At 59.2% G+C, this 21,437-nt stretch carries 18 protein-coding genes; 1 reads left to right on the top strand and 17 read right to left on the bottom strand.

Features of this window, described 5'->3' with window-relative positions:
- Positions 1-6: 6 nt before the first annotated feature.
- Positions 7-2,739 (bottom strand): alpha-L-rhamnosidase, encoded by a 2,733-nt coding sequence (locus GZH47_RS19585; RefSeq protein ID WP_162642630.1) that lies wholly within the window; start codon positions 2,737-2,739, stop codon positions 7-9.
- Positions 2,740-2,878: 139 nt separating this feature from the next.
- Here GZH47_RS19585 and GZH47_RS19580 point away from each other — a divergent pair, with 139 nt between their 5' ends.
- Positions 2,879-3,745, top strand: coding sequence for an AraC family transcriptional regulator (locus tag GZH47_RS19580; protein ID WP_162642629.1), 867 nt, complete (start codon positions 2,879-2,881; stop codon positions 3,743-3,745).
- A gap of 42 nt (positions 3,746-3,787) precedes the next feature.
- Here GZH47_RS19580 and GZH47_RS19575 read toward each other — a convergent pair whose 3' ends face one another.
- From GZH47_RS19575 to GZH47_RS19500, 16 genes are all read right to left on the bottom strand, one after another.
- Positions 3,788-4,600, bottom strand: a complete 813-nt coding sequence (locus GZH47_RS19575) for a PEP/pyruvate-binding domain-containing protein (RefSeq protein ID WP_162642628.1) — start codon at positions 4,598-4,600, stop codon at positions 3,788-3,790.
- Positions 4,597-5,334, bottom strand: a complete 738-nt coding sequence (locus GZH47_RS19570) for a PEP-utilizing enzyme (RefSeq protein ID WP_162642627.1) — start codon at positions 5,332-5,334, stop codon at positions 4,597-4,599. The genes GZH47_RS19575 and GZH47_RS19570 overlap by 4 nt, the downstream gene beginning before the upstream one ends.
- A gap of 332 nt (positions 5,335-5,666) precedes the next feature.
- The gene (locus GZH47_RS19565) at positions 5,667-6,218 is read right to left on the bottom strand and encodes a glutathione peroxidase (protein ID WP_162642626.1); all 552 of its coding nucleotides are present in this window, start codon (positions 6,216-6,218) and stop codon (positions 5,667-5,669) included.
- 121 nt (positions 6,219-6,339) lie between these two features.
- Positions 6,340-7,584, bottom strand: a complete 1,245-nt coding sequence (locus tag GZH47_RS19560; RefSeq protein ID WP_192043527.1) for an MFS transporter — start codon at positions 7,582-7,584, stop codon at positions 6,340-6,342.
- A gap of 113 nt (positions 7,585-7,697) precedes the next feature.
- On the bottom strand, positions 7,698-9,077 hold the full coding sequence (locus GZH47_RS19555; RefSeq protein WP_162642625.1) for a glycoside hydrolase family 28 protein: 1,380 nt from the start codon (positions 9,075-9,077) through the stop codon (positions 7,698-7,700).
- A gap of 372 nt (positions 9,078-9,449) precedes the next feature.
- Positions 9,450-10,271, bottom strand: a complete 822-nt coding sequence (locus GZH47_RS19550) for a ChbG/HpnK family deacetylase (RefSeq protein ID WP_162642624.1) — start codon at positions 10,269-10,271, stop codon at positions 9,450-9,452.
- Positions 10,272-10,842: 571 nt separating this feature from the next.
- A complete protein-coding gene (locus GZH47_RS19545) occupies positions 10,843-11,886 on the bottom strand; it encodes a zinc-binding dehydrogenase (RefSeq protein WP_162642623.1) in 1,044 nt (347 codons plus the stop codon).
- A gap of 199 nt (positions 11,887-12,085) precedes the next feature.
- Complete coding sequence (locus GZH47_RS19540) at positions 12,086-13,084, bottom strand: type I glyceraldehyde-3-phosphate dehydrogenase (RefSeq protein WP_162642622.1); 999 nt, start codon at positions 13,082-13,084, stop codon at positions 12,086-12,088.
- A 216-nt stretch (positions 13,085-13,300) separates the two neighbouring features.
- Positions 13,301-15,193 (bottom strand): glycoside hydrolase family protein, encoded by a 1,893-nt coding sequence (locus tag GZH47_RS19535; RefSeq protein WP_162642621.1) that lies wholly within the window; start codon positions 15,191-15,193, stop codon positions 13,301-13,303.
- A 94-nt stretch (positions 15,194-15,287) separates the two neighbouring features.
- Entirely contained in the window at positions 15,288-15,887 is a 600-nt protein-coding gene (locus tag GZH47_RS19530) for a hypothetical protein (protein WP_162642620.1), read from the bottom strand.
- A 101-nt stretch (positions 15,888-15,988) separates the two neighbouring features.
- Positions 15,989-16,264, bottom strand: coding sequence for a hypothetical protein (locus tag GZH47_RS19525; RefSeq protein WP_225446133.1), 276 nt, complete (start codon positions 16,262-16,264; stop codon positions 15,989-15,991).
- Between the two features lie 90 nt (positions 16,265-16,354).
- Complete coding sequence (locus GZH47_RS19520; protein ID WP_162642619.1) at positions 16,355-16,621, bottom strand: hypothetical protein; 267 nt, start codon at positions 16,619-16,621, stop codon at positions 16,355-16,357.
- Positions 16,622-16,788: 167 nt separating this feature from the next.
- Positions 16,789-17,730: a methylenetetrahydrofolate reductase gene (locus GZH47_RS19515; protein ID WP_162642618.1), complete on the bottom strand. Its 942-nt coding sequence runs from the start codon at positions 17,728-17,730 to the stop codon at positions 16,789-16,791.
- 257 nt (positions 17,731-17,987) lie between these two features.
- Complete coding sequence (locus tag GZH47_RS19510) at positions 17,988-19,652, bottom strand: DUF4091 domain-containing protein (protein ID WP_162642617.1); 1,665 nt, start codon at positions 19,650-19,652, stop codon at positions 17,988-17,990.
- Between the two features lie 141 nt (positions 19,653-19,793).
- Positions 19,794-20,432 carry a carbohydrate-binding family 9-like protein gene (locus GZH47_RS19505; protein WP_225446132.1) on the bottom strand — a complete coding sequence of 213 codons (639 nt, stop codon included), beginning with the start codon at positions 20,430-20,432 and terminating at the stop codon, positions 19,794-19,796.
- The gene (locus tag GZH47_RS19500) at positions 20,414-21,433 is read right to left on the bottom strand and encodes a Gfo/Idh/MocA family protein (RefSeq protein ID WP_162642616.1); all 1,020 of its coding nucleotides are present in this window, start codon (positions 21,431-21,433) and stop codon (positions 20,414-20,416) included. The genes GZH47_RS19505 and GZH47_RS19500 overlap by 19 nt, the downstream gene beginning before the upstream one ends.
- Between the last annotated feature and the right edge of the window lie 4 nt (positions 21,434-21,437).

Raw genomic sequence — 21,437 nt, 5'->3', positions numbered from 1 at the left:
CTCGTACTACGCCAGCACCGGCTCCTGCTCCGCCGCTTGCTTCACCGGATAGCGGAACGCATAGCTGCCCGAGCCCAATGTCAATCTGGCGCTGCCGTCGACTTCCTCCGCACCGATCACGCCATCGGTAAACTCGGCTGCGATCCCGTCCTCCGTCAGCTCCGCCAGAGTGACGCCGTCCAGAATCACTTCCGCCGTCGCGTTCGCCGGAACCGCGATGCGCACGACCGTTTCATCCGCTTCCTGCGACCAGCCCGATTCGATCCGGCCGTACGGCGATTCCAGCGCGGCGCGGGCATGCGTCAGTGCGCCTTCCGCAAAACGCGGCCGAATGAGGATTTTCTTGTACGCTGCTTCGGTTTCGTCCATGTCGAGACCGGCCACGTACCGGTACATCCACTCGCCGATCGCGCCGTATGCGTAGTGGTTGTAAGAGTTCATGTCATCGCTCCAGAACGAGCCGTCCGGCTTGATGCCGTCCCAATGTTCCCAAATCGTCGTTGCGCCATTGGAAACGGAATAGAGCCATGACGGGTACGTCTCCTGCATGAGCAGCTTCACGGCCGTCGCGTGATAGCCGTTATCCGATAAGGCGAAGCACAGGTACGGCGTACCGACGAAGCCTGTCGTCAGATGGTACTCGTTGTGCACGACAAGGTCGTTCAGCTCCCGTGCAATCCGCTTCTTCGCGTCGCCTTCGACGAGCTCGAACATCAACGCCAGCACATGCGCCGTTTGCGTCGGCGCAGCCAGACGGCCGTTCGGCGTAATGAATTCGCGTCGGAACTCCGCTTTGATTCGGTCGTACAGCTCGCTGTATTTGCGCACATCCGCCGCTTTGCCGAGCACGACCGCCGTTTCCCGCACCAGCCGGGTCGAATACGCGAAGAATGCCGTGGCGATCAGATCGCGCGGCGTTGCGCCAATGTAGCTGTTCTCCTTCGCATCAAGGCCCAGCCAATCGCCGAAATGGAAGCCGGTATTCCACAAATACTCGTTCTCTCCCTGGCTGCGAATGAACGACACCCACCCGCACATGCTCTCATATTGCTGAGACAGCAGCCGGACATCCCCATAACAGAGGTACATGGTCCACGGAACGATGACGGCGGCATCGCCCCAAGCGGCCGAAGACGGAATTTCCTCTTGCGGAGGCGGCGTCGCCGACTCGTTCAACGCGTTCGGGATCACGAATGGCACGCCGCCGTTCGGATTCTGGTCGGCCTTCAAGTCGCGCAGCCATTTCGTGAAGAAGTTTGCCACGTCATAGTTGAACGCAGCCGTCCGAACGAATACTTGCGCATCTCCCGTCCAGCCGAGCCGCTCGTCGCGCTGCGGGCAGTCCGTCGGCACATCAACGAAGTTGCCCCGCTGGCCCCATAGAATGTTGCGCTGCAGCTGGTTGACCATGTCGCTTGAGCAGTCGAACTCGCCCGTCGGCGCCATATCGGAATGAATGACCTCGCCCACGACGGATTCCATCAGCCGATCGGCTTGTCCGTCCGGCAGCCCTTCGATGCTCAAATAGCGAAAGCCCATGAACGTGAACGTCGGCGCGTACGTTTCGCCCGAAACGCCCGATGCCGTATACACGATCGTCTGCTTCGCGGAACGCAGGTTCCCGATATAGAAATTGCCGTCCTTGTCGAGCACTTCCGCGTGCTTCAGCGTAAGCGTCGTCCCGGCGGGAACGTCCAGCGTCATCCGAATGCGTCCGACCATGTTTTGTCCCATATCGAGCACGGTTTCGCCTCTCGGCGTACGGATCAGCTGCTGCGGCCGGATGGTTTCGATCACGCGAATCGGCTGATGCTCCTGCGCAGTCAGATGCGTCACCGGAAGATCGATACGCTCCGTCCCGCTCCAGGCCGAATCGTCGAACGATGGCGCGCTCCAGCCCGGCTGCTCCAAGTTCGCGTCATACGTCTCGCCGTCATACAATTCCGCCAGCCGAATCGCGCCTTCGGCCGCTTTCCACGACTCGTCGCTGCATACGATTTCCTCCGTGCCGTCGGCATAGACGATGTGCAGCTGCAAGAGCAACGCTCGGCGTTCGCCGTACAGCCTGACGCCCTTCTCCCAGCCCAAACGTCCCTTGTACCAGCCGTTCGCCAGCATGGCGCCGATTGCGTTCACGCCGCCTGCCGCCAGTCGATCCGTCACGTCGTACGTTTGGTATTGCTGCCGCCTGCGGTAGCTCGTCCACCCCGGCGCAAGCAGCTCGTCGCCGACCTTCTCCCCGTTCACGAACAGCTCGTAAACCCCCGCGGCCGTCGCATAGACGCGCGCAGAGACGATTTCGGCCTTAACGGCAAAACGTTTCGCCAACATAAATGCCGGCTCCGCCTGCGATTCGATTGCCGAAGCCGCCGGGGTAATCCAATTCGCCTGCCATTCCTCCGGCTCGAAGAACGCCGTCTCCCACCAAACGAACGCGCTCCAGGCCGACTCGCGGCCGAAACTGTCCCATGCTTTCACCCGCGCTTGGTAGCGCGTCCGCGAACGCAGCTCGGGCCCGGCATACGCGACTTGAATGGACGCATCCGACTGCACGCGGCCCGAATCCCAGACGGGCGCCGAGTAATCGCCGTCCGCTCCGGCAACCTGAAGCTGGTAAGCCGTCTGCAGCGTGCCTCTGCGGTCCGATCGCAGCTTCCATCCAAAACGCGGCGCCCTGACATCCGTTCCCAGCAGCTCCGTACGATATTCGCAAGTAAGCGATTCCAAGATAAAACCCATCGTTTATCCACACTCCTATTTTCATGTCGCTTGTCCGTTCCTTGCACTCAGTATAAGATGGAAACAAGCGAAATAGTGTGGGGTAATGAGACTTTCAATAAGGGTTAATCAGACAAAATAAACCGAGGTGAAACGGGCAATGACGATCCAGCGATCGATCTTCATGCTTGCCGGGAAAGACCTCTTCGATCCCGCGCTGCCGATCTATGTGAACCGGTCCGTCGAGGACTACAACATTACGGAGCACCGCCATGATTTTCTCGAAATCGTCTACGTCAGCGAAGGGGCGGGCACGCACCATCTCGGCGAAGAGGCGTTCCCGGTCGCGCATGGCGATATTTTCTTCCTGCCCGTGGGCATCTCGCATGTATTTCGTCCTGCGTCGACCTCTCCGCAGCACCCGCTCATCGTCTATAACTGCGTCATTGCGCCCGATGCCGCCCTGCAGCTGCTGAGATCCATACCCGGAGGGACGACGCTGCAGCCTTTGTTGGAATCGCCCAGGTACCGCATGTACCGTGATCCGTACGGCGAATTCCATCGTTTGTTCCAGCGGCTGCATTACGAATATCTCTCCGACCAGCCCGGCCGGGAAACGGCGCTCTATCAAGGCGTTCTCGGCCTGCTCCTGCATCTCTTCCGCTTGGACGGCAAGAGCGAAGCCGCCGGCGCGAATGCCATTGTGCCGAACGGACTCGAGACGGTGATCTCGGCCGTCCACAGCCGCTTCGAACAGGAGCTCCCGGCCAAAGGAATGGCTGCCATCGCCGGCATCGGGGAGCGCCAGTTCCACCGTCTGTTCCTGAAGCAGACCGGGATGTCGTTCAAAGCCTATCATCAGAACGTCCGCATCAACGAAGCCTGCCGCCTGCTGCGCACGACCGACCGCAAAATCAGCGACATCGCTTCGGCCGTCGGCTACCAGGACATGCCGTATTTCAATGGACTGTTCAGGCGGAAGAACGGCGTCTCGCCGAGGGAATACCGCAAGCAAGCATCATCGTGACAATCGAATACGCGGCGGCCATGGAGCAGCATGCTTCGCGCATCAAACCGTGATCGGCCGGCATTGCAGCAAGAACAGCTTGCCCCCTGAGTATGCCCACTCCATATCGAGAGCCGGACCATATAAACGCTCGCATGCGCTTGCCAATGCATCGAGCGCAAGCAAATGTTCGGCAGCTAAACAGTAGGTCTGTCTGCCCGGCGCGGCAATCTCTTCCTCCCGGGTCCCCCCGTCCGGAAGCGGACGAATAGCCGTTTCCTTGCTCCCCAGGCTGGCATGAACGCCAACGCTCCGGCCGCGGCGAAAGCTGTACTGGTCGGGAATAATTCTCCCCGCAGCAACGCTCTCGCCTAGCCCCCATCCAGCCTCGACGAAGCGGATATCTTCACCCGTCACCGGATGACGCGTGAACAGGACGCCCGAGATTTCCGCGGCTGCCATTTGCTGCACGAGCACAGCCATCCGATTGGCAGGTTGATCCCCATTGCCGTCACTGCTATAGGCGGTTGTTCGTCCGCTAGATGCAGAGGACCAGACATCTTGGACGGCAGACAAGACCTGATCGGCATCCGCGGCGTTTAGGACGGTTTTGAAAATGCCCGCATAACTGCTCTCTGCCCCATCCTCGGCCACTGCGGAGGAGCGGACGGCAACGGGGAGCTTGATCGTCGCCAGCGCGGACAACAGCTGCTTCGCGGCATCCGGTTGACCGGCTGCAATCCGTTCAGCTGTCGCAAAGGAAACCGCCAATCCTTCCGGGACAGGAAGCCCGGCCCCGATTGCGTTACATAAACTGGCTGCTTTTCCGCCATATTGAGACCGGTCCGCGGCTTCGCGCAGGGGTACGATGCTCATTTGGCGATCCTCGTGACGATCCCGGCGGTCGTGTCCATCATGATCGGCTCGCCGTCAGGAATGACCTGCGTAGCGTTCCGGCAGCCCACGATGCAAGGCAAGCGGAACTCCCTGGCAAGTATAGCCGCATGGCAGACCAGACCGCCGCGGTCCGTAATCAATCCGGCGATTCGATCGGCGACTTCAAGGAACGAAGGATCCGTCATCGGCGTCACTAGAATATCCCCAGGCTGGACTTTCGCAAGCGCGACAGAATCGAGAATCACCCGCGCGACTCCGGCCGCTTCCCCTCTCGAGGCTCCTACCCCGCTCGTTAAGAAATCGACGCGCTCCGTATCAGCCGCATCATCGCCTTCCGTACTCTCAGGCGCCGGTTCCTGCCGTTCGTTCAACAAATCGCGCAATTCCTTGCTCCACGGCAGCCGATTGGCAATCTCGCCCGACTTTAATCGCGTATGAAGCTCATAGATCGCACGGTCGAAGCAGATGATCAAATCATAGGGGGCCATACGGTCCGGCTGCTTCAGCAGCTCGATATAACGCTGTTTATACGCCGGAATATGCGGTTTGAACCGTTCCAGGAAAGGCATGCAGGATTGTATGGCTGCTCGCATGGATGCTTCAAGCCGAGCCGAACGGTCATGCTGATACAAGTAGATCGCCCGATAAACGGTTTGCAGCAGATGCCGCAGCTCCTCGATGTCTTCGGGAAATAAATTACGGATCGTATTCATCGAACACCTCTTCTATGTGGGATGTTTATTGGGCCTGCACGGCCGCATCGCGGAAAAAGACGGCAAAAAACCCGGGCAATAAGCTGCCCGGGTCGATCCATCGCAAAATAACGGATTAAATACGACGATTTAATCCCGCGTCCGATGAATGAGCGAGGCAACGAAATATGCGGTTGCAGCAGAATTGTAACTTTTCATCGCGCCTCGACTCCTTCCAGTAATTTGTAATCCGAGTTTATTATGATCCGAACCAATAGTCAAGCCCAACAATCAGGAACACGGGAACCGCTATCGCCGGTCGTCCCCTGCCATCCTTAGCGCCGCGGTATTCGTTAACGCCGCAGCAGTGCCTCGATCGCCGGCGCCAACGACTCCGGTTCGACCGGCGTTTCGAATCTTTCCGCCGGGCGCCCGTCCCGGTCGATGAGGAATTTGGTGAAATTCCATTTGACTCCGTTGCCGGCATAGATGTCCGGATATTTCTCCGTCAGAAAATCCCGCATCCACCTTCCGTTCTCGGTCGATGCATCAAAGCCCGCGAACGGCAGCTGCGCCGTTAAATAAGAAAACAACGGATGCGCGTCCGGCCCGATTACGTCCGTCTTCGCCGCAAGCGGAAACGTCACGCCGAATTCGCCCCGGCAATACGCCAGCACGGACGCATCCCCGTCCGGTTCCTTGGCATTGAACTGATTGCAGGGGAAGCCCAGCACTTCGAAACCCTGCCCGCGGTAGGTTTCATACAGCTTCTGAATACCCGCGAAATGGCGCGAATAGCCGCAGCGGCTGGCCGTATTGACGATGAGCAGCACCTTGTCCCGGTATTCGGACATGGCAATCTGTTCGTGATCGTTCCCTTTGACTGCATACGTATAAATCGACATTTTAGATAACCTCCTAGGCCTTGACGGATTTGATTACCATCTTAAGCCGTGAAAAGCCGGAGATCCAATATCCCTTTGGAATAGTCTATATAGGCCGATCCAATAACCGCGCAAGCATCGCTCACACCACTTCGCCCCGCCTGCGCAGCTTCACGTAGAGCACCACGCAGCAGATTGAGCAGAGCAGCGCCATGGCGGCGATGAACTCGTACCCGGCCTGCAGGCCAAGGATACGTCCCCGGTCCGAGCCGTCGCTTCCCTCGAATATGCCGCGGACAAAATCAATGACAAATCCGATGAAGAGATTTCCGATGACGCTGGCAATGCCCATCAGCGTAACCGTGAACGTGATCGCCGTATCCGTTCCCCGCGGATAGCGCTTCGTGATCATCGCCATCACCGTCGGGTAGATCGGCGCAATGCCTGCGCCCGCGATCGCAAACAGAATCGCGCCCTGCTCGCCGATCGCGATCGCCGCCAGGCTGCACAGCCCGGAGAACGCAGCGAAAATCATCACCGACAGCGTATAGCCGATACGGTCGGTCACCGGACCGAGGAACAGCCGGGCGAGCGTGAAGAAGAGGAAGAAGGCGGACAGCATGCCGGACGCGTCGCTCATGCTCCAGCCGTACGCTTTCTCCAGGAAGTTGACCAGCCAGCTCCCCACCGCAAGCTCGGAGACGACGCCGAACGACAGGATCGCGACGATCAGCCAGGCAATCGGATCGCGCATCAGCGCCCGGTACGAGGTCTGCTCCCCCGATTCATGCTTCTCCTCTTCCGGGAACTTGCCCCATAGCGACGGAATGATCGGCAGCACCGCCAGCGCAAGCATGATCAAGTACATCCCGCGCCAGCCCAGCGTTCCGCCGCCGGGTACATGCCAGCCCATCATGGAGGCGGCGATCAGCGGGGCGACGATCGAGCTCAGCCCGTAGAAGAAATGCGCCACGTTCATCATCGTCCCCGTGTTGCGGGTGAAAATCCGGGCGGCCATAATCGCCAGCCCGATCTCCAGCATGCCGTTGCCGATATACATCAGGAAATATGAGGCCGAGAGAAATCCGTAGCCGGATGCCGCGTGCATGAGCACGCCCGAGACGGCCATCGAACCGAACGCCGCAACGCCCGTCCACTTGATGCCGATGCGCCTCGACAAAGCCGACGTGAACGAACAAGCCACGAGATAACCGAGCGAATTGAGCGCGAGCAGCATGCCGAGCTGCCCCTCGTCCAAGCCGAAATCCGCCTGCATGCGGGGGATGGCGGGTCCTTTGATATTTTCAGAGAAGCCGAAGATCAGGAAGCCGCCGAACACGACGAGCAGCAAGAGAATGTCGTTTAATCGGAACGTAAGTTTTCGCAAGCGCGCAACCCTCTTTAAAATCGATTAGGGCCCCGCGGTCGCCCGCGGAGCCCTCTTCATATTCCGCCCGATGGAACAGTTTGTCAACAGCGTTTTCCGAACGGGCAATGCCTTTATTCAAACGTAATCCCTCTCGCAAGCTCGACGACCATTCGCGCTTCGTTCGCGCTGCGCAGCAGCTGCCCGTAGGCGGTGAGGTTCGTGAACGACACGTCCTCGATCAAATGGGCCTCGTCGAAGCCGCGGATGACGGATACGGGAAAAGGACCGTCCACGATGTGGATGTTGCTGAAGCGGATATTACGGACGAAGCCCCGCTCCTCGTCCTTGGAATATTTGGAATGGAGCACCTTGATATCGACCAGCTTCTCCTGCGAATCCTCGATGCGAATATTGTCGTAGCGCACGTTCTGGACGACGGCGCGGTCGCCGTTATGGATCGTGAACGTGCCGCCGGACTGCCAGCCCTCGAATTCGCAGCGGATGATGTCGCAATCCTCGAACACGATGTTCTCGATCGTCTCGCAGCTCGTTTCGTAGCCGATTTCGAGCGCGTTGCCCCATGGCGCGTTCCACATGACGCAGCCCGATACATGCACGTTGCGGACGTCCTTGCAGCCGGCAGGATGGAAATAGCCGACGGCCTTGACCGCGATGCAATCGTCGTTCGAGCGGATGAAACAGCCGGCCACCGTGACGTCTTCGCAGCCGACGATGTCGATGCCGTCGCCGGTTCCCTCGAACGTAATGATGTTCAGATCCGTGATCGCGACATCCCGGCAGGCGATCGGCAGGACATGCCAGCTGTCGCCGTCGAGCACCGTCACGCCCTCAAGCGCGATCCGCTCGCAGTTCACGAGCCTGATCATGTTGCGCCGCTCGTCGTCCGACGTTCGGACGCCGCGCCAGCCGGAACCGTCCAGAACGCCTCGGCCCCGGACGGAAATGCCGGCCGCGTCTTCGGCGACGACCGTGCCGCGGACGACCGCGCCTTCCTCGATGTACAGCGTCTCGTTCGAGCGGAGCACGATGCGTCCGGCATCATATACGCGTCCGCCGGCGTAGTAGTGAACCCGCGGGTCATTCGCATCCGGCTTCGCGCTTTCCTCGGCCTGCACGAACAGCAGCAGCGGACGCTTCGCGCTGCCGTCCAGCTCCACGCTCAGCTTATGTCCGGCGCGCACGGCAAAACGCAGCTTGTAACCGACCGCGGACGGCGTAATGCCCGTGCTCAAAGGGCGCACGACCGCGCGGCTGAACGCGGCGGCCGATTCCACTTCGAGGACAAGCTCCTCCGCGGCCGGGCAGACGATGATCGCGAAGCTCGTGCCTTCGCTGCAGTGGACGTTCACTTCGCGGCCGCCGGCGTAAACCCGATAATCCGCGGAAGGTTTCCAATCCTTCGTTAAGAGCAGCGGCTGCTGCTCTGTCTGCGTCTGCATGCCGTTGCCGCTTCGTTGAACGGCTTGATCTATTCTATCGTTAAGTTCCATATGCGGTAGCACCTCGTTATATAGGAATGTCGCCGAATGTTGGCGGAGCTGCTCGCTGCGCCTCTAACGCTAGCTAGACTAACCCCGCTAATGATCTGTCAAAAGAAGTGTGCAAAACGCCGGCGACGGGCCTCATCGCACGCTACTTTGTACGATTTTTCGTACAAAACCCCGGCGACGGGCCTCATCGCACGCTACTTTGTACGATTTTTCGTACAAACGCCGGCGGCGGGCTTCTTCGCACGCGTACGATTCGTTAGCCGCGTTAATCGTTTGAACCATTAATCAATCGCTTGTGTGGTTAGTCCGCAAGAACCGTTCGCACTCCGCTCCCTCCGCAACGCCCTGCACTCGGCCATTTACAACGTTCCGCTATGCCTTAAGAAGCAGCGCTTCATCGTAACGAATCGGCACGATGCCGAGCCGCTCGCAGCAGGCGAGCACGTCCGGATGCGTATAGATCAGCCGCTCGTTGATTCGGTCCGATACGACCCGTTCGGACGGATAGTCCGGGGAACCCATCCGGCGCATTTCCGCATCGTCATAGCCGGGATGGCCGACGATGAGGTATTGGCCAGGCGGAGCGCTTTCCAGCCGGGCGATGAATGCCGCGACGGGATCGCGCTGCTGCACTTCGCCGTCCGCATGCACTTCGCCGTCCGCATTCGCCGCTTGCGGCAGCGGCTGGCCGTAGCGACGGAAGTTGCGAATGCCTTCGCGCTCGCACCAGCGGTCGAACGGCTCGGCGATTTGCGGCATGGCCCATTCGAACACCATGTGCTGATCCGCGTAGCCGATCGTGAAGCCCAAGCTTCTGACGCGTTCAAGCTGCGCCTGCAATTCCGTCAGCACATCCTCCACCGACGGCGGATGCTGCAAGAAGGCTTGCGGCGTCTGCTTGAACATGCCGCTGCCGGGCTCGACCAGCGATGGAACGGAACTCGCCGGAGCAGCCGGTCCCCAGCGGACATCGGTCCACTCCGCGTTCAACGTCGCATGGATGCCGAAGCAGACCTCTTGCTTGCTTGCCAGCAGTTCAGCCGCATGCTCGATGCTCGGCCCGACGGCCATGACGGAGACGTTGCGGACGATGCCGCGCTCGATCGTCTCCAAGATGGCGCGGTCCGCCGTCCTTGCGCTTCCGGCATCGTCGGCTCTCGTAATGAGCCGGATTCGTTCATTCAATGGATGCATTTTCGGTTCCTCCCTTATATGTTCATCCCTGCTTCGTACTTGCATCGTATTCGAGCGGTCACCGACTCTTCATGCCCGCCATATCCAGCGCGGCGGATCATCGCCAATTCGGCCAATGGCCGCAAGCGTCCCGCACTCCGCATTTCCCTCCCATTATACAGACCGCGCAATCGGCAGAGTGAGGGAAAGCTGTCCGATACGGGTGGATTCCCGTACGCTTCTTCCCGGCGGCGGGCGGGCTGATCCCCCTGCAAAGCTGCTCCAGCGACAGCCTCCGCTGTCACGCACGATGTGTTCGCTGCTCCTGCGGCTGCCTCCGCCGGCACGGGCGATGTGTTCGCTGCTCCTGCGGCAGCCTCCGCCGTCATGGACGACGTATTCACTGCTCCTGCGACAACGCCGTCACGGACGACGTGACCACGAGAAGAGCTGCTCCTGCAACAGCAAACTTCCGCGTCATGAACGTGCGGACATGCCTCATAAGCTGCGCACCGTCAGCCTTTCTGCTGCATCCTACAACGCCAACAAAACCTCCGGCACACTACAACGCCGGAGGCTCCATGGACGATCTTTAAAACTGCAGCACGACTTGCAAAGCAGGCTCCGACTGCGCATCCAGCATCCGGTACGCGTCCGCCGCCTGCCCGAACGGCACGCGGTGCGTGATCAGCTCCGTCAGTTTCAACCGGCCGGATTGCGCCAGTTCCATGACGGTGCGCTCCATCCGAAGCCGGTCCCAGCGGTGCGTGAGCTGCGGATTGATGCCGCTGATCTGCGAACAGATGAGCTGCGCGCGGTTGTGATGAAACTCCTCGCCTAGATACAGCTGCGTTGCGCCCTCTTGATAGAATCCGGCCGTCACGACGCGGCCGTTATACGCGAGACAACGGATCGCCTCATGCAGTGCCGCGGAAACGCCGGTGAACTCGATCGCGATATCCGCGCCCATGCCCCGCGTCAGTTCCTTAATGCGTTTGGCCACGTCGCAGCTGCTTGAATTGATCGTATGATCCGCGCCCAGACGTTCGGAGAAACCCAGCCGATAGTCGTCCAAATCGACGACGATCACGCGCGATCCGTTCAGCCGCGCCAATTGCGCCGCTAGCTGGCCGGGCACTCCCTGCCCGAAGATGGCGACCGTTTCGCCGAGATGAATGTCCGCATCCAGAATGGCGTTCAGCGCGATAGCGCCCATTTGCGAATAGATGCCCGCGACCGGGTCGAGTCCCGCCGGCAGCAGGTGATCCTTGGCGAATTGCCCCGTGACGACATGCGAAGAACGATGTCCCCATGTGCCGTATACGACATCTCCTTCACTGACACCGGTTACCTCGGGCCCAACTTCGGAAACGACGCCAACCTCCTCATAGCCCCAGCCGCCATGAACCGGGTACAGCGAAGATGAAGGCTCCGTGCGCGGTTCGAAAACCCGCAGCTCGTTGTTGAATTGCTTATGCACGAACGGATTGATGCCGCGATAGGCCGTCAGCTGCGTGCCTGCGCTGATGCCCGAATACAGCGTCGTCAGCCTGACCTCGCCTGCCGCCAGCTGCTTCTCTTCCACCTCATGAAACGCGATTTCCTTCGGCGCGATAAAATCCATTCGTTTGCCCATTTATAAACCCTCCCGGTTCCTGCTCATTGTCAGGCCTATCGTACCACCCGCCCAACGCATACTCCATCTCCTAAAGAAAGCTTTTTTTGTCATCGTTACAGGCAGGCCGCAGCAGGCAAAAAGAAAGAGCCGCTCTCTCGAGCGGCTCCGGCCGATACGCAGGGTTATGGAGAACGCGGTCTCCGGCCCTGCGATGTAATTATGAATTCGCCAAGAAAGCGGCAACCTCGGCCAAGCGGGAGGCATAGCCCCATTCGTTATCGTACCAGGTCGCAACGGACAGCAGCTCGCCCTGCACTTGAGTCAGCGGCAGATCGATGATCGAGGAATGAGAGTCGCCCACGATTCGCGATGACGCCCATTCGCCTTCCAGCACGTCCAGCACGCCTTTCAGCTCGCCTTCCTTGGCAGCCGCGCGGAACATATCGTTGATCTGCTCGGCGGTGACCGGCTTCTCCGTCAGCAGGTTCAGCTCGGCGATGCTTCCGGTGCGCGTCGGGATGCGGTACGCTTTGCCCGTAATCTGCAGGTCGTTCCAAATGAATTTGAGCGCCTTCGCCGCACCGGACGAAGAAGGAATAATATTCTCGGCCGCCGCCCACGAATCGCGGCGATCTCTCATTGGCTGATCCGTCAGCGACTGCGTATTGGTGTAGGAGTGAACGGTGGAGAACAGGCCGTACTTGATGCCGAAGTTTTCTCTGACCAGCTTAACGACCGGCGCCAGCGCGTTGGTCGTGCAGCTCGCCATGCTGATGATGCGGTGCTTGTCCGGGTCGAAGCTGTCCAGGTTGATGCCTTTCAGCAGCACGGCATCGCAATCCTCAAGCGACTTGCTCGGCCCGCTGACCAGCACGCGTTTCGCGCCGCGGTCCAGATGGACCTGCGCAACGGGACGAGTTACGGCTCTGCCCGTGCAATCGATGACGAGATCGACGCCAAGCGCGTTCCAGTCCGGTACTTCCTTGGACGAATTGATGTACGCAATCTCGCGGTCGCCGATGATCATCGTGCCTTCCCGGGAGGATACCGCCTCCGGCCAGCGTTTATAGTTGGTATCCACCTCGAACAAGGCGGCCAACGTGCCTTCATCCTTAATATCCGAAATGGAAACCGGTACGAAAAGCTTGTCCTGCAGCGCGACGCGAAGCATCTGTCTTCCGATACGGCCAAAGCCGAATAGTGCGATTTTCCCCATACTCCTCAACCTCCATTGCATGTGATAGTCGACGGCTATAGTTTACTAAATGCCGGACATGGCTGTCTATTCGCCAAAGCTCCTATTCCGTGAAGATCACGTAAAGACCGTCCGGCGGCATGCCGCATGCGTGCCGTACCTATGCCACCGCGTGCCGTCGCTCCATATCGCCGCTCATCGGCTATTCCTCGCCACGACTCCATCGCACCGCTCCATTTACTCCACAGCCAATGGCCGTACGGACACGCCTTCAAACGCCGCCGACCCGAATTGGGCGAAGAAGCGCAGATGAAGATGCCCGTTTGCGCCGTCGATTCTGGAGATCAGCGTCCGGCTGCCGTTGACGCACAGGTCGATCCAGCCGGACTTGACGACCGCCTCCACGGACACCTTCTCCGTCAGCCCCTCGACGTGATAGATGGAGGACGATTCGTCCTCCTGCAGCGAGCGCGCACGGATACGATGGACGCCGACCTTGCGGGCCGACGGTTCGAAACGAACGTCGTGACCGTCCGCGAAACCTGCCGCTCCCGAAACGGAGAAGCCGAAGTACATGTTCGGATACTGCGCGGTGACGTCGAACGCGAGCACATAGTCTGACTGAAACGCCCCGATGCTGCGCGAGACGAATCCGTTGAAGTCAGCCAGCGTGCAGCTATCGATCGACAGCGCCGGACCTGACGCCTCTCTCAGCTCCGGCACGAATGCCAGCCCGAGCGAGCCGTCCGCATGCTGCACCAGCTCGCGGAAGACCAGCTCTCCGGCGTACTGGCCCGGCGAAGACAAGAATCCTGCAGCGATGCGCCGATCTTCCGGGAACGGTGCCGTCTTGGGAACGCGCCACTGCACGCAGTCGAGCACGTCCATCGCCGGCCGCAGCCACGGCCCCGCCATCGTGCGGGAATGCCGGTAACGCGCCAGTCCGTCATTGCTGAAGATGAGATAATACCAGCCGTTCCACTCGAAGATATCCGAGCATTCCGGCTCGTCGTGATAGCCGGGAACGATGAACGGTCCGCGCTCTTCCCATTCGGTCAGATTGTCCGATACGAGATGGACAAGGCAGCCCTGATGGTTAACTTCGCCGCCGAGGCCCGGCGCGACAAGGCTCGTCGTCACGAGCATATGGTACGTCCCGTCCGCATCTTGAAACACATGGGGGTCGCGGACCGAGGAAAGCGTGAATCGCGCGGACAGACGGATCTCGGCATCTGTCTTCGCGAACCGGATACCGTCTTCGCTGACTGCATAGGTCAGGCGTGCCGGCGAACCGTCGACCGCCCGGACGGCATAGTAGGCGTAATAGATCCCGTCTTTCAAGAAGACGGAGCCCGTACAGATCGATCCTTCTCCTTCTTCCGTAATGCCCACCGCGATGGGGTGATGCTCCCAATGGATAAAATCCTTCGTCGAGATTTGCCCCCATTGATGCGCGCCGAGCCCCCACTTGCTGGCATGGCCGCGCCGGTCGTAGAGATAATAGAGCCGGAACGTCGTGCCGTCGAAGAACGGCATGCAGTCGCCGACGCCCGTTCGCATGCCGCGCGGACGCCAGTACTGCACCGTTGCCGGCTCTTTGCCTAGATAGCGTTCGGCAAGCTCCGCCTGCCCCTCAAGTTCGGCACCCTCAGCTTCGGGCGCTGCCGCATCCCTGCTTAGGATGATATTGGCAGTGCCGGCATACGCCCGAACGGCTGCATCGCTCCAATCGACGGTTCCCATCGGCCAATCCTCGTCGACGAGAATGCCATCCACGTACAGCCGAACCGCATGTCCCTCATCATGCAGCAGCACGTCGTGACGTCCGTCCCCGATACGCGCCCATGGAATGGACAGCGAAAGCGGCTCCGTCCGTGCGTCCGTATGCATCTCCGCAATCAAGGATAGCGCTTCCATCTCAGACGTCGACCCCACGTAAATTCGTACCCCTCGGCCTATTGCGGAGGAAACCGCGCTGACCAATTCTCCCTCGCCGGCTCCCGCCGCGATTTCAAAGCCGATCGCGAAGCGGTTCACGCGTCCCCAACTGAACGGCTGCGACGCATCGCCTTGTTCAATGACCAAATCGGCGTACAACGGCGCCTCTGTATTCCCCTGTAAATGGCTCATCTCCGGCTACTCCCCCGATTATGCCGACCGCCGCTTCCGGACGATCGACGCGAATGGCATGTCCTGTATCTTCGACTCTCCCTGAGCCGCCCGATCACTCTGCCTCAATCACGATTTCAACACTGCTCCGCCGCTGCTTGAACGCGTTCCCGGACTCCTTGAACACGAAAGCCAGACCGGACAGGTCGTCGGGCAGCGGCGGCGAAATGACGTAGTTCGCAGCCGAATGCCCGGTGCTCCCTCCCCCGCTCTCGAAGCGGCAGTCGTACTTCTCCCCGACGGAGAGTTCGAAATGACGTGGCCTGTCGGACAGCGATTCCCGTTCGTCATTCACATCCCAGTCGGCCGCAAAAGTGAGCACGCTCGCATTCCCGTATTGCCGGATGGAGGTCACCGTATAGAAGAACGGGCCGTGCTGAGCGGATCGCAGGACGGGGATAAGCGTTCGGAATCCGGCCGGTTCGACTTGCGGCCTGTAATGCTGCTCTCCGATGAGAGTGCTGAAGAATACCTTCAAGTAATCGTCATAAAATCCGTAATCGGCTGCCCATTTCGTTATGTACTCGAACGGCGGATATCCGGGATCGTTCGACAGGTCCTTGCGTTGTTTCAGCAAAGCGCAGAGTTGCTCGTCTATCGGGAACAGCCGCTCGTCATAATGCTCGGTCGGCCGCTCGAAAGGCATCCGTTTCATCTAGATCCTCCTTCGATATCAGAAAACTTTCCCAGCTTGCGCAGCGGTAAGAAAAGCGCCGGTACTCCCCTGACCAGCGCTTCCTTTCATGCATCTACTTGCTATTTTCGCCGATAATACTTGTGCCAATTCATCAGCGCTTGCTCTAACGTATGGCGGCGGTACGCAATATCCCGCTCCCATTCCAATGCGGCCTGCTGTTTGGTTTGGATAAACCGGTAATCGCAGAGGTTCCAGGAACAAAATACTTTGCGGTACCCGCCTCCGGCATTCAGATCGGCGTCGTATCGTCTTACTGCCTTGCTTGCTTGTCGTTTCATCCATTTCGAGCACGGGTCTTTGCAGACCGGCGTCTTCTTGAAGCTTCTGCTCATCATCTCTAACCTCCTTGGGGGAAGTTAGAGATCGTCCAACAATTTCATGCGTTCACCTCCAGAGATACGGTTAGAACTGAAATTCCGAAGCCATTACCGGGATTTCTTCACCAGCCGGGTTGCCGCGAAGCAGGCACAGAAGGTGAGACCGGCAATAATCGCTACGTCCAGCACTTGGGAGTTCGTGATGAGATAGAAATGGAAGGTTTGCGGAAAGTATTGAATGATGTTCGCGGACGGGCTCGTTTCAAGGCTATGAACGATCTCCCGCCTCCGATAGTCATGATAGAGCTCGTCGAGCAGATTCATCAAGCCCCCTGCCAGCGCTGCATAGAGGATGCATCGCATAACGGCTTTCATAACGATTCCTCCTTCGATAACGCTATCCTTAGAGACGTATCCGATCGCAAAAAGTTACGCTGACGAACCCCCTGTGTTCTGCCGCCCCTCGCGTACGCAAGACTGGCCTTCACGCTTGCCCTATCTACGACAAAAGGCCGCCGAAAACCGGCAGCCTTGTCTTGTACTCAAACGATGATCGCCGGACGCATCCGTTTCTCCATCGTGGCCTTAATATCGTGAACGAGCTGGATGGAGGCCTCGATTTCCACTTTTCTCGTCGAGACGCTTTCCACGCTGCAGCCGAGCGGAATGCCTTTCTCCAGGCCGAATTCGAAGATTTCCTCGAAAATCTTTTGCGACAGCCGGATGGACTTGTCCAGCACGTCGTTGGAATGCTTCAGATCGTTCTCCAGCCACTTCGGAATGCTGATGCCGAGCCACTTCATGAAGTCCAGCGTCTTGGCGGATCCGCAAGGGGCCAGGTTGATCAAGATCGGCACCATGTCGATTTCTTGGTTCTGGCAGTGATAATAGTAATCCGACAGGAAGTCTTTCGCCGCCTCGACGTTGTACGCGGCTTGGGAGATGAAGAACTGGCAGCCGCTGCGGATCTTGTCCGCAATGCGCAGATGCTCGTCGTGCTTCTTCTGGTGACGCTCGGGAATGACCACGCCGCCGAAAGCCAGCTTCGGATTCACCGTGCTGCTCAGCTCGTAAGCGGCCGGCAATGTCAGGCTGACCGCCTGCTTGCTGGAGGAAGCACCGACGAACACGGAGAAACGCTCTTGCCCAGGATCGGCTTGCAGCCACTCCGACAGCTGCGATTCCGAGTCTTTGCCCACGCAGCGATAAATGATCTTGGGTACGCTTAATCGGCTTAAATAGTCCCTGCTGTATGTCGTCGGCTCCACCGTCCGCAAATAAGGGAACGGCCTGTCCTGATCGATACGGTCGCTCTCTTCCTGCACGTCGTACAAAATCAAGCCATCTATAGGAAGTCCTTCAAGCCGTTCGCATTGCTTGCGCGAAATTTCGGCGATCTGATCGGGCGGATAGGTTTCCTTCGGCGGCGTCATGCCATAAGTAATTATACCGGTTTCTCTGTTGCGTATTTTCTCGCTTAGCATCGGCTCACGTCCTTGACCACATCATTGTCTGAAATCAAATCTGATCGGAATACTTACTATAGCATACTAATTCGTCTCAAGCACCGGTTATTCCTTTAGGAGATTAACCATTTAGGATGGAAACACTGGCACGCTCGTCCAATTATAGTCGAAAAAGGACTGCCGGCGCGCGGCAGTCCTTCGTTTGCTTATACAATCATTGGACACGCTCGGCATGCCCTGCACGGGGTGCAGTTCTTTGCACAAGATCGGCGTCTCTACGACTGCTTCTCCTTCAGCTTCGCGTTCACCCACTCGCGCTTGGCAAGCAGCCATTCCGCCTCCCGCGGATAACGGCTGAAGCTGATCGGCTCGTCCAGCCCTTCCTCCAAGCCCGCGATTACATAGTCCCTGCCGTACAGTTCCTCCAGCAATCGGAGCGCGCGCAAATCCTGCAGCGCCTCGCGCATGACCTCCAGCCTGATCGACTCGACCGGCTTGCCGTCTTCGCCCGGATAGACGAGGAAAGCGTCGCCGGAAGGGAACGCGTGAATCGCGTCCGTCACCTTGTAAGGGTCGATTTCGTGGCGGGACTGCTGCGAATACCAGAAGTTATAGCCCCATTGCAGAAATCCGGCCAGGTTGAACTTGTACAGCTGGATGCCCAGAATCCGATTGCGCGCCGAAGGCATGCAGAAGAACCGGTTCGCGACCTGCTTGTACTGCCCGCAGCAATAATACGTCCACAGATTCTCGACGCCATGCTCGAGGAACGGCTCGATATGGTCGTTGGCCGGAATCGGGTTCTTCACCAGCCCCCGCTCGTAGAAATCATAATCCGACAGCGCGTCGATGACCGGATAATCCTGCAGCAGCTCCCCCAGCATCTTGCTTGCGGATTCGTAGGATTCCAAATGGTGGATCGAAGGCTCGTCGGATACGTGAAAATAACTGCGGGCTCCCAATCCGTTCTCTTCGATCCACGACGTCAACGCGGGAAGGAACGCATGGATGAATTGGCGGTATTCCTCGCCGCCCGCATCCGTTTCCCAACCGAAGATGCGCTTGTATTCGCCGCCAACCGTCGCCATGATTTTCGGCGCGTGCTTCGCTCCCCACTGCGTGAACAAATGCGAGAATTCGAAATATCGGACGCCCTGCCGATCGCACAGCTCCACCCATCTTGCCAGCCGATCGAAGCCGAACCGATAGGTGCCCGCGTCCGTCTTCGTCACGTCGACCAGCTGAACGGTAGGACGCTCCCCGCCGATTTGGGTATCGAGCGGCGGCGTGAAGAGCGGCGTGAGAATCATATTGATGCCGTGCTTGACGGCCGTTCCGATGAAGCGTTCGACGGTCGCCCAATGCTGCTCGCTGAACACGTCGGTTTTATAATACGTGGCCAGGCAGTCCGTATGGAACCATTCCGTATGAATGAGGCTCTGCTCCGGAAGGGAGAGAGGCAGTACGTCCAGCTCGAAATCCGCTTCGCCTAGCCGCTCGCCGGATTCTGAATCGAAGCAGATCCGAATACCGAACAGTCCCGGCTGCACGGCTGCATCCGGCTCCACCGTTACCCATAGGGAACGCCATTGTCCAGGCAGAACGGTCAATCCTTCCTCCGCCGACAGCTCCAAGAGCGGGTCGGGATACAGGCCGGGAGTCGTACGCAGCACATGCTCGTCATGATCGTGGTAGACCGGCATCTCGGACGGGACAAGGCCAGCGGAGCGCAGCGTGATCGCAGCCGCGAGGTCCGATTCGGCGGTAACCCGCAGGCCCTTGGCCAGACGGTTCGAGCGATAGGCGATCTGAAAAGCGGCCGTCTCGTTGGACAGCGCGCTCGCTTTGCGGTACGGCTGCTCGTTTAATTCCTCGTCCGCGAATACTTTGGCCAGCGAGCTGACGCACCGCAGTTCGAGCTTGAATGGATCATTTCCCATGCAGGTATGGCCTCCCTTAAGATTGAAGTCGAATGTGAATGATAAACATCGCAAAGGTCAGAACACGGCGTGTTCTGACCAGGCGATCAAGCGTATTGCATGCCTATTTTGTTGGGATTACCGTCCTCTTGCCGGTCCGCTTTACTTCACGAATGACAGCGCGCCGAAGTACTGCGGCCTATGATAATTGACCGCCCCGGTCGGACGCCACGCCCAGTAATGGCGCACGCCCTGCCGATCCTCGTCGATCCGGTACGCGTTCCAGCGCCATACCGTTCCTTCGACCGGCATTCGCTTGAAGTTGAGCATCGGAATCCGGACTTCATAGACTCGTCCGCCTTCCGCCTCGGTAACGCTGGTCGTCATACCCGCGGGATGCCAATCCAAATCCGCTTCGATCGAGCCTTGCAGATCATTCCGGACGAGCGCGTCGAAGACGACATTCAGCGGACTGACCTCAAGCTCGTAATATTCCATGCCGTCGCCGGTCTCATCGAGGAAGATCTCCACGACGTCCTCTTCGTATAAGGGGTCGTCATGGCCCGTCATGCGGGCCGCTACATGGTCGTCCTCGCACTCGAAACGGAACCGGAGATCGGCGTCGGTCCAGCATGCCCGAACAGACGTCGCAAGCGCCGGACGGGCGCCCGTGACAACCTCCGTAAGTCCGATCGCTTCGAGCTCGGACCAAGGAACGGAGCCGTCCGGCAGCGGTTCGACGAACCGGCAGCGGTATGTCGCGCTAGCGGCCGGGAGCGTCATCAGCCTATCGCAACCCATTCGCCGGCGCGCGCCGCGGATGCGATTTCCGCTTCGCTGATGCGAATGGTTCCCTGCGTGCTGCGCGGCGTCGCTTCCGCGATCGGCTGGCCGGCAAGCAGCGACTCCACGAAATGTTTCAGCTCGAAATAATAGCCTTGATCCGCGGACAGCTCGGGCGAGAAGCCTGCCCCGCTGTTCGGGTTAACCTTCACGTCGCCGCGGAACAGCACGTTCGCCTGCTCGAAGTTGACGCGGTAGCTCATCTCGAAGCCGAAGTCGCCTTGCAGCGTCCAGTCGACCTGCGCGTTCACGACTTTGCCGTCCGGGTAGCGAAAGTTCGCCGAGACGACGTCGTAGCCGGAGCCCGGAATGAGGTTGCTCGCCAGGCAGGAGACCGCATCCGGCAAGCCGAAGAGCCAGTTAATGGCGTCGGTGTCATGCACGTGCATGTCGAGCAGCGCGCCGCCGGCTTTCTCCGCTTCCAGCAGCCACGGTCCCCAAGTCGGCGTAGCGCCGCCGCGGAAGAACGAGGCGCTCGTTACTTCGCCGTACGTTTTCTTTTCGACAAGCTCCTTCAGGTAGACGTAAGCCGGCCAGAAGCGGAGGCATTGTCCGATCATCAGCTGCTTGCCGCTCGCTTCGGCCGCCGCGATCATCGCCTCGCAGTCGTCCGCGTTCATCGCCATCGGCTTCTCGCACAACACGTGCAGGCCTGCCTGCAGGCATTGAATCGTCACTTCCTTATGCAAATACGAAGGCAGCGCGATGCTGACGGCATCGAGTTCTTCCCGCTCCAGCATCTCCGCGATCGACGCGTACTTGGCGAAGCGCGAGAAATCGATCGCTTCCTCCGAAGACGTATCGATATTGCCGACCGCCGCGCGGCCTTCCAGCTTCGCGGGATCGATATCGCAGATCGCCGTCAGGCGAACGTCCGCGCCTTCCTTCTCCAGACGAAGATAATTATCCATATGCGTGCCGCCCATGAAGCCGAGTCCAATCAAGCCAACTTTAAGCATCGTG

The sequence above is a fragment of the Paenibacillus rhizovicinus genome (genome assembly GCF_010365285.1).
GTDB classification, from domain to species: Bacteria; Bacillota; Bacilli; order Paenibacillales; family Paenibacillaceae; genus Paenibacillus_Z; species Paenibacillus_Z rhizovicinus.
The sequence above is the reverse complement of the archived record's forward strand: the minus strand, read 5'-3'. Positions and strand labels throughout refer to the sequence as shown.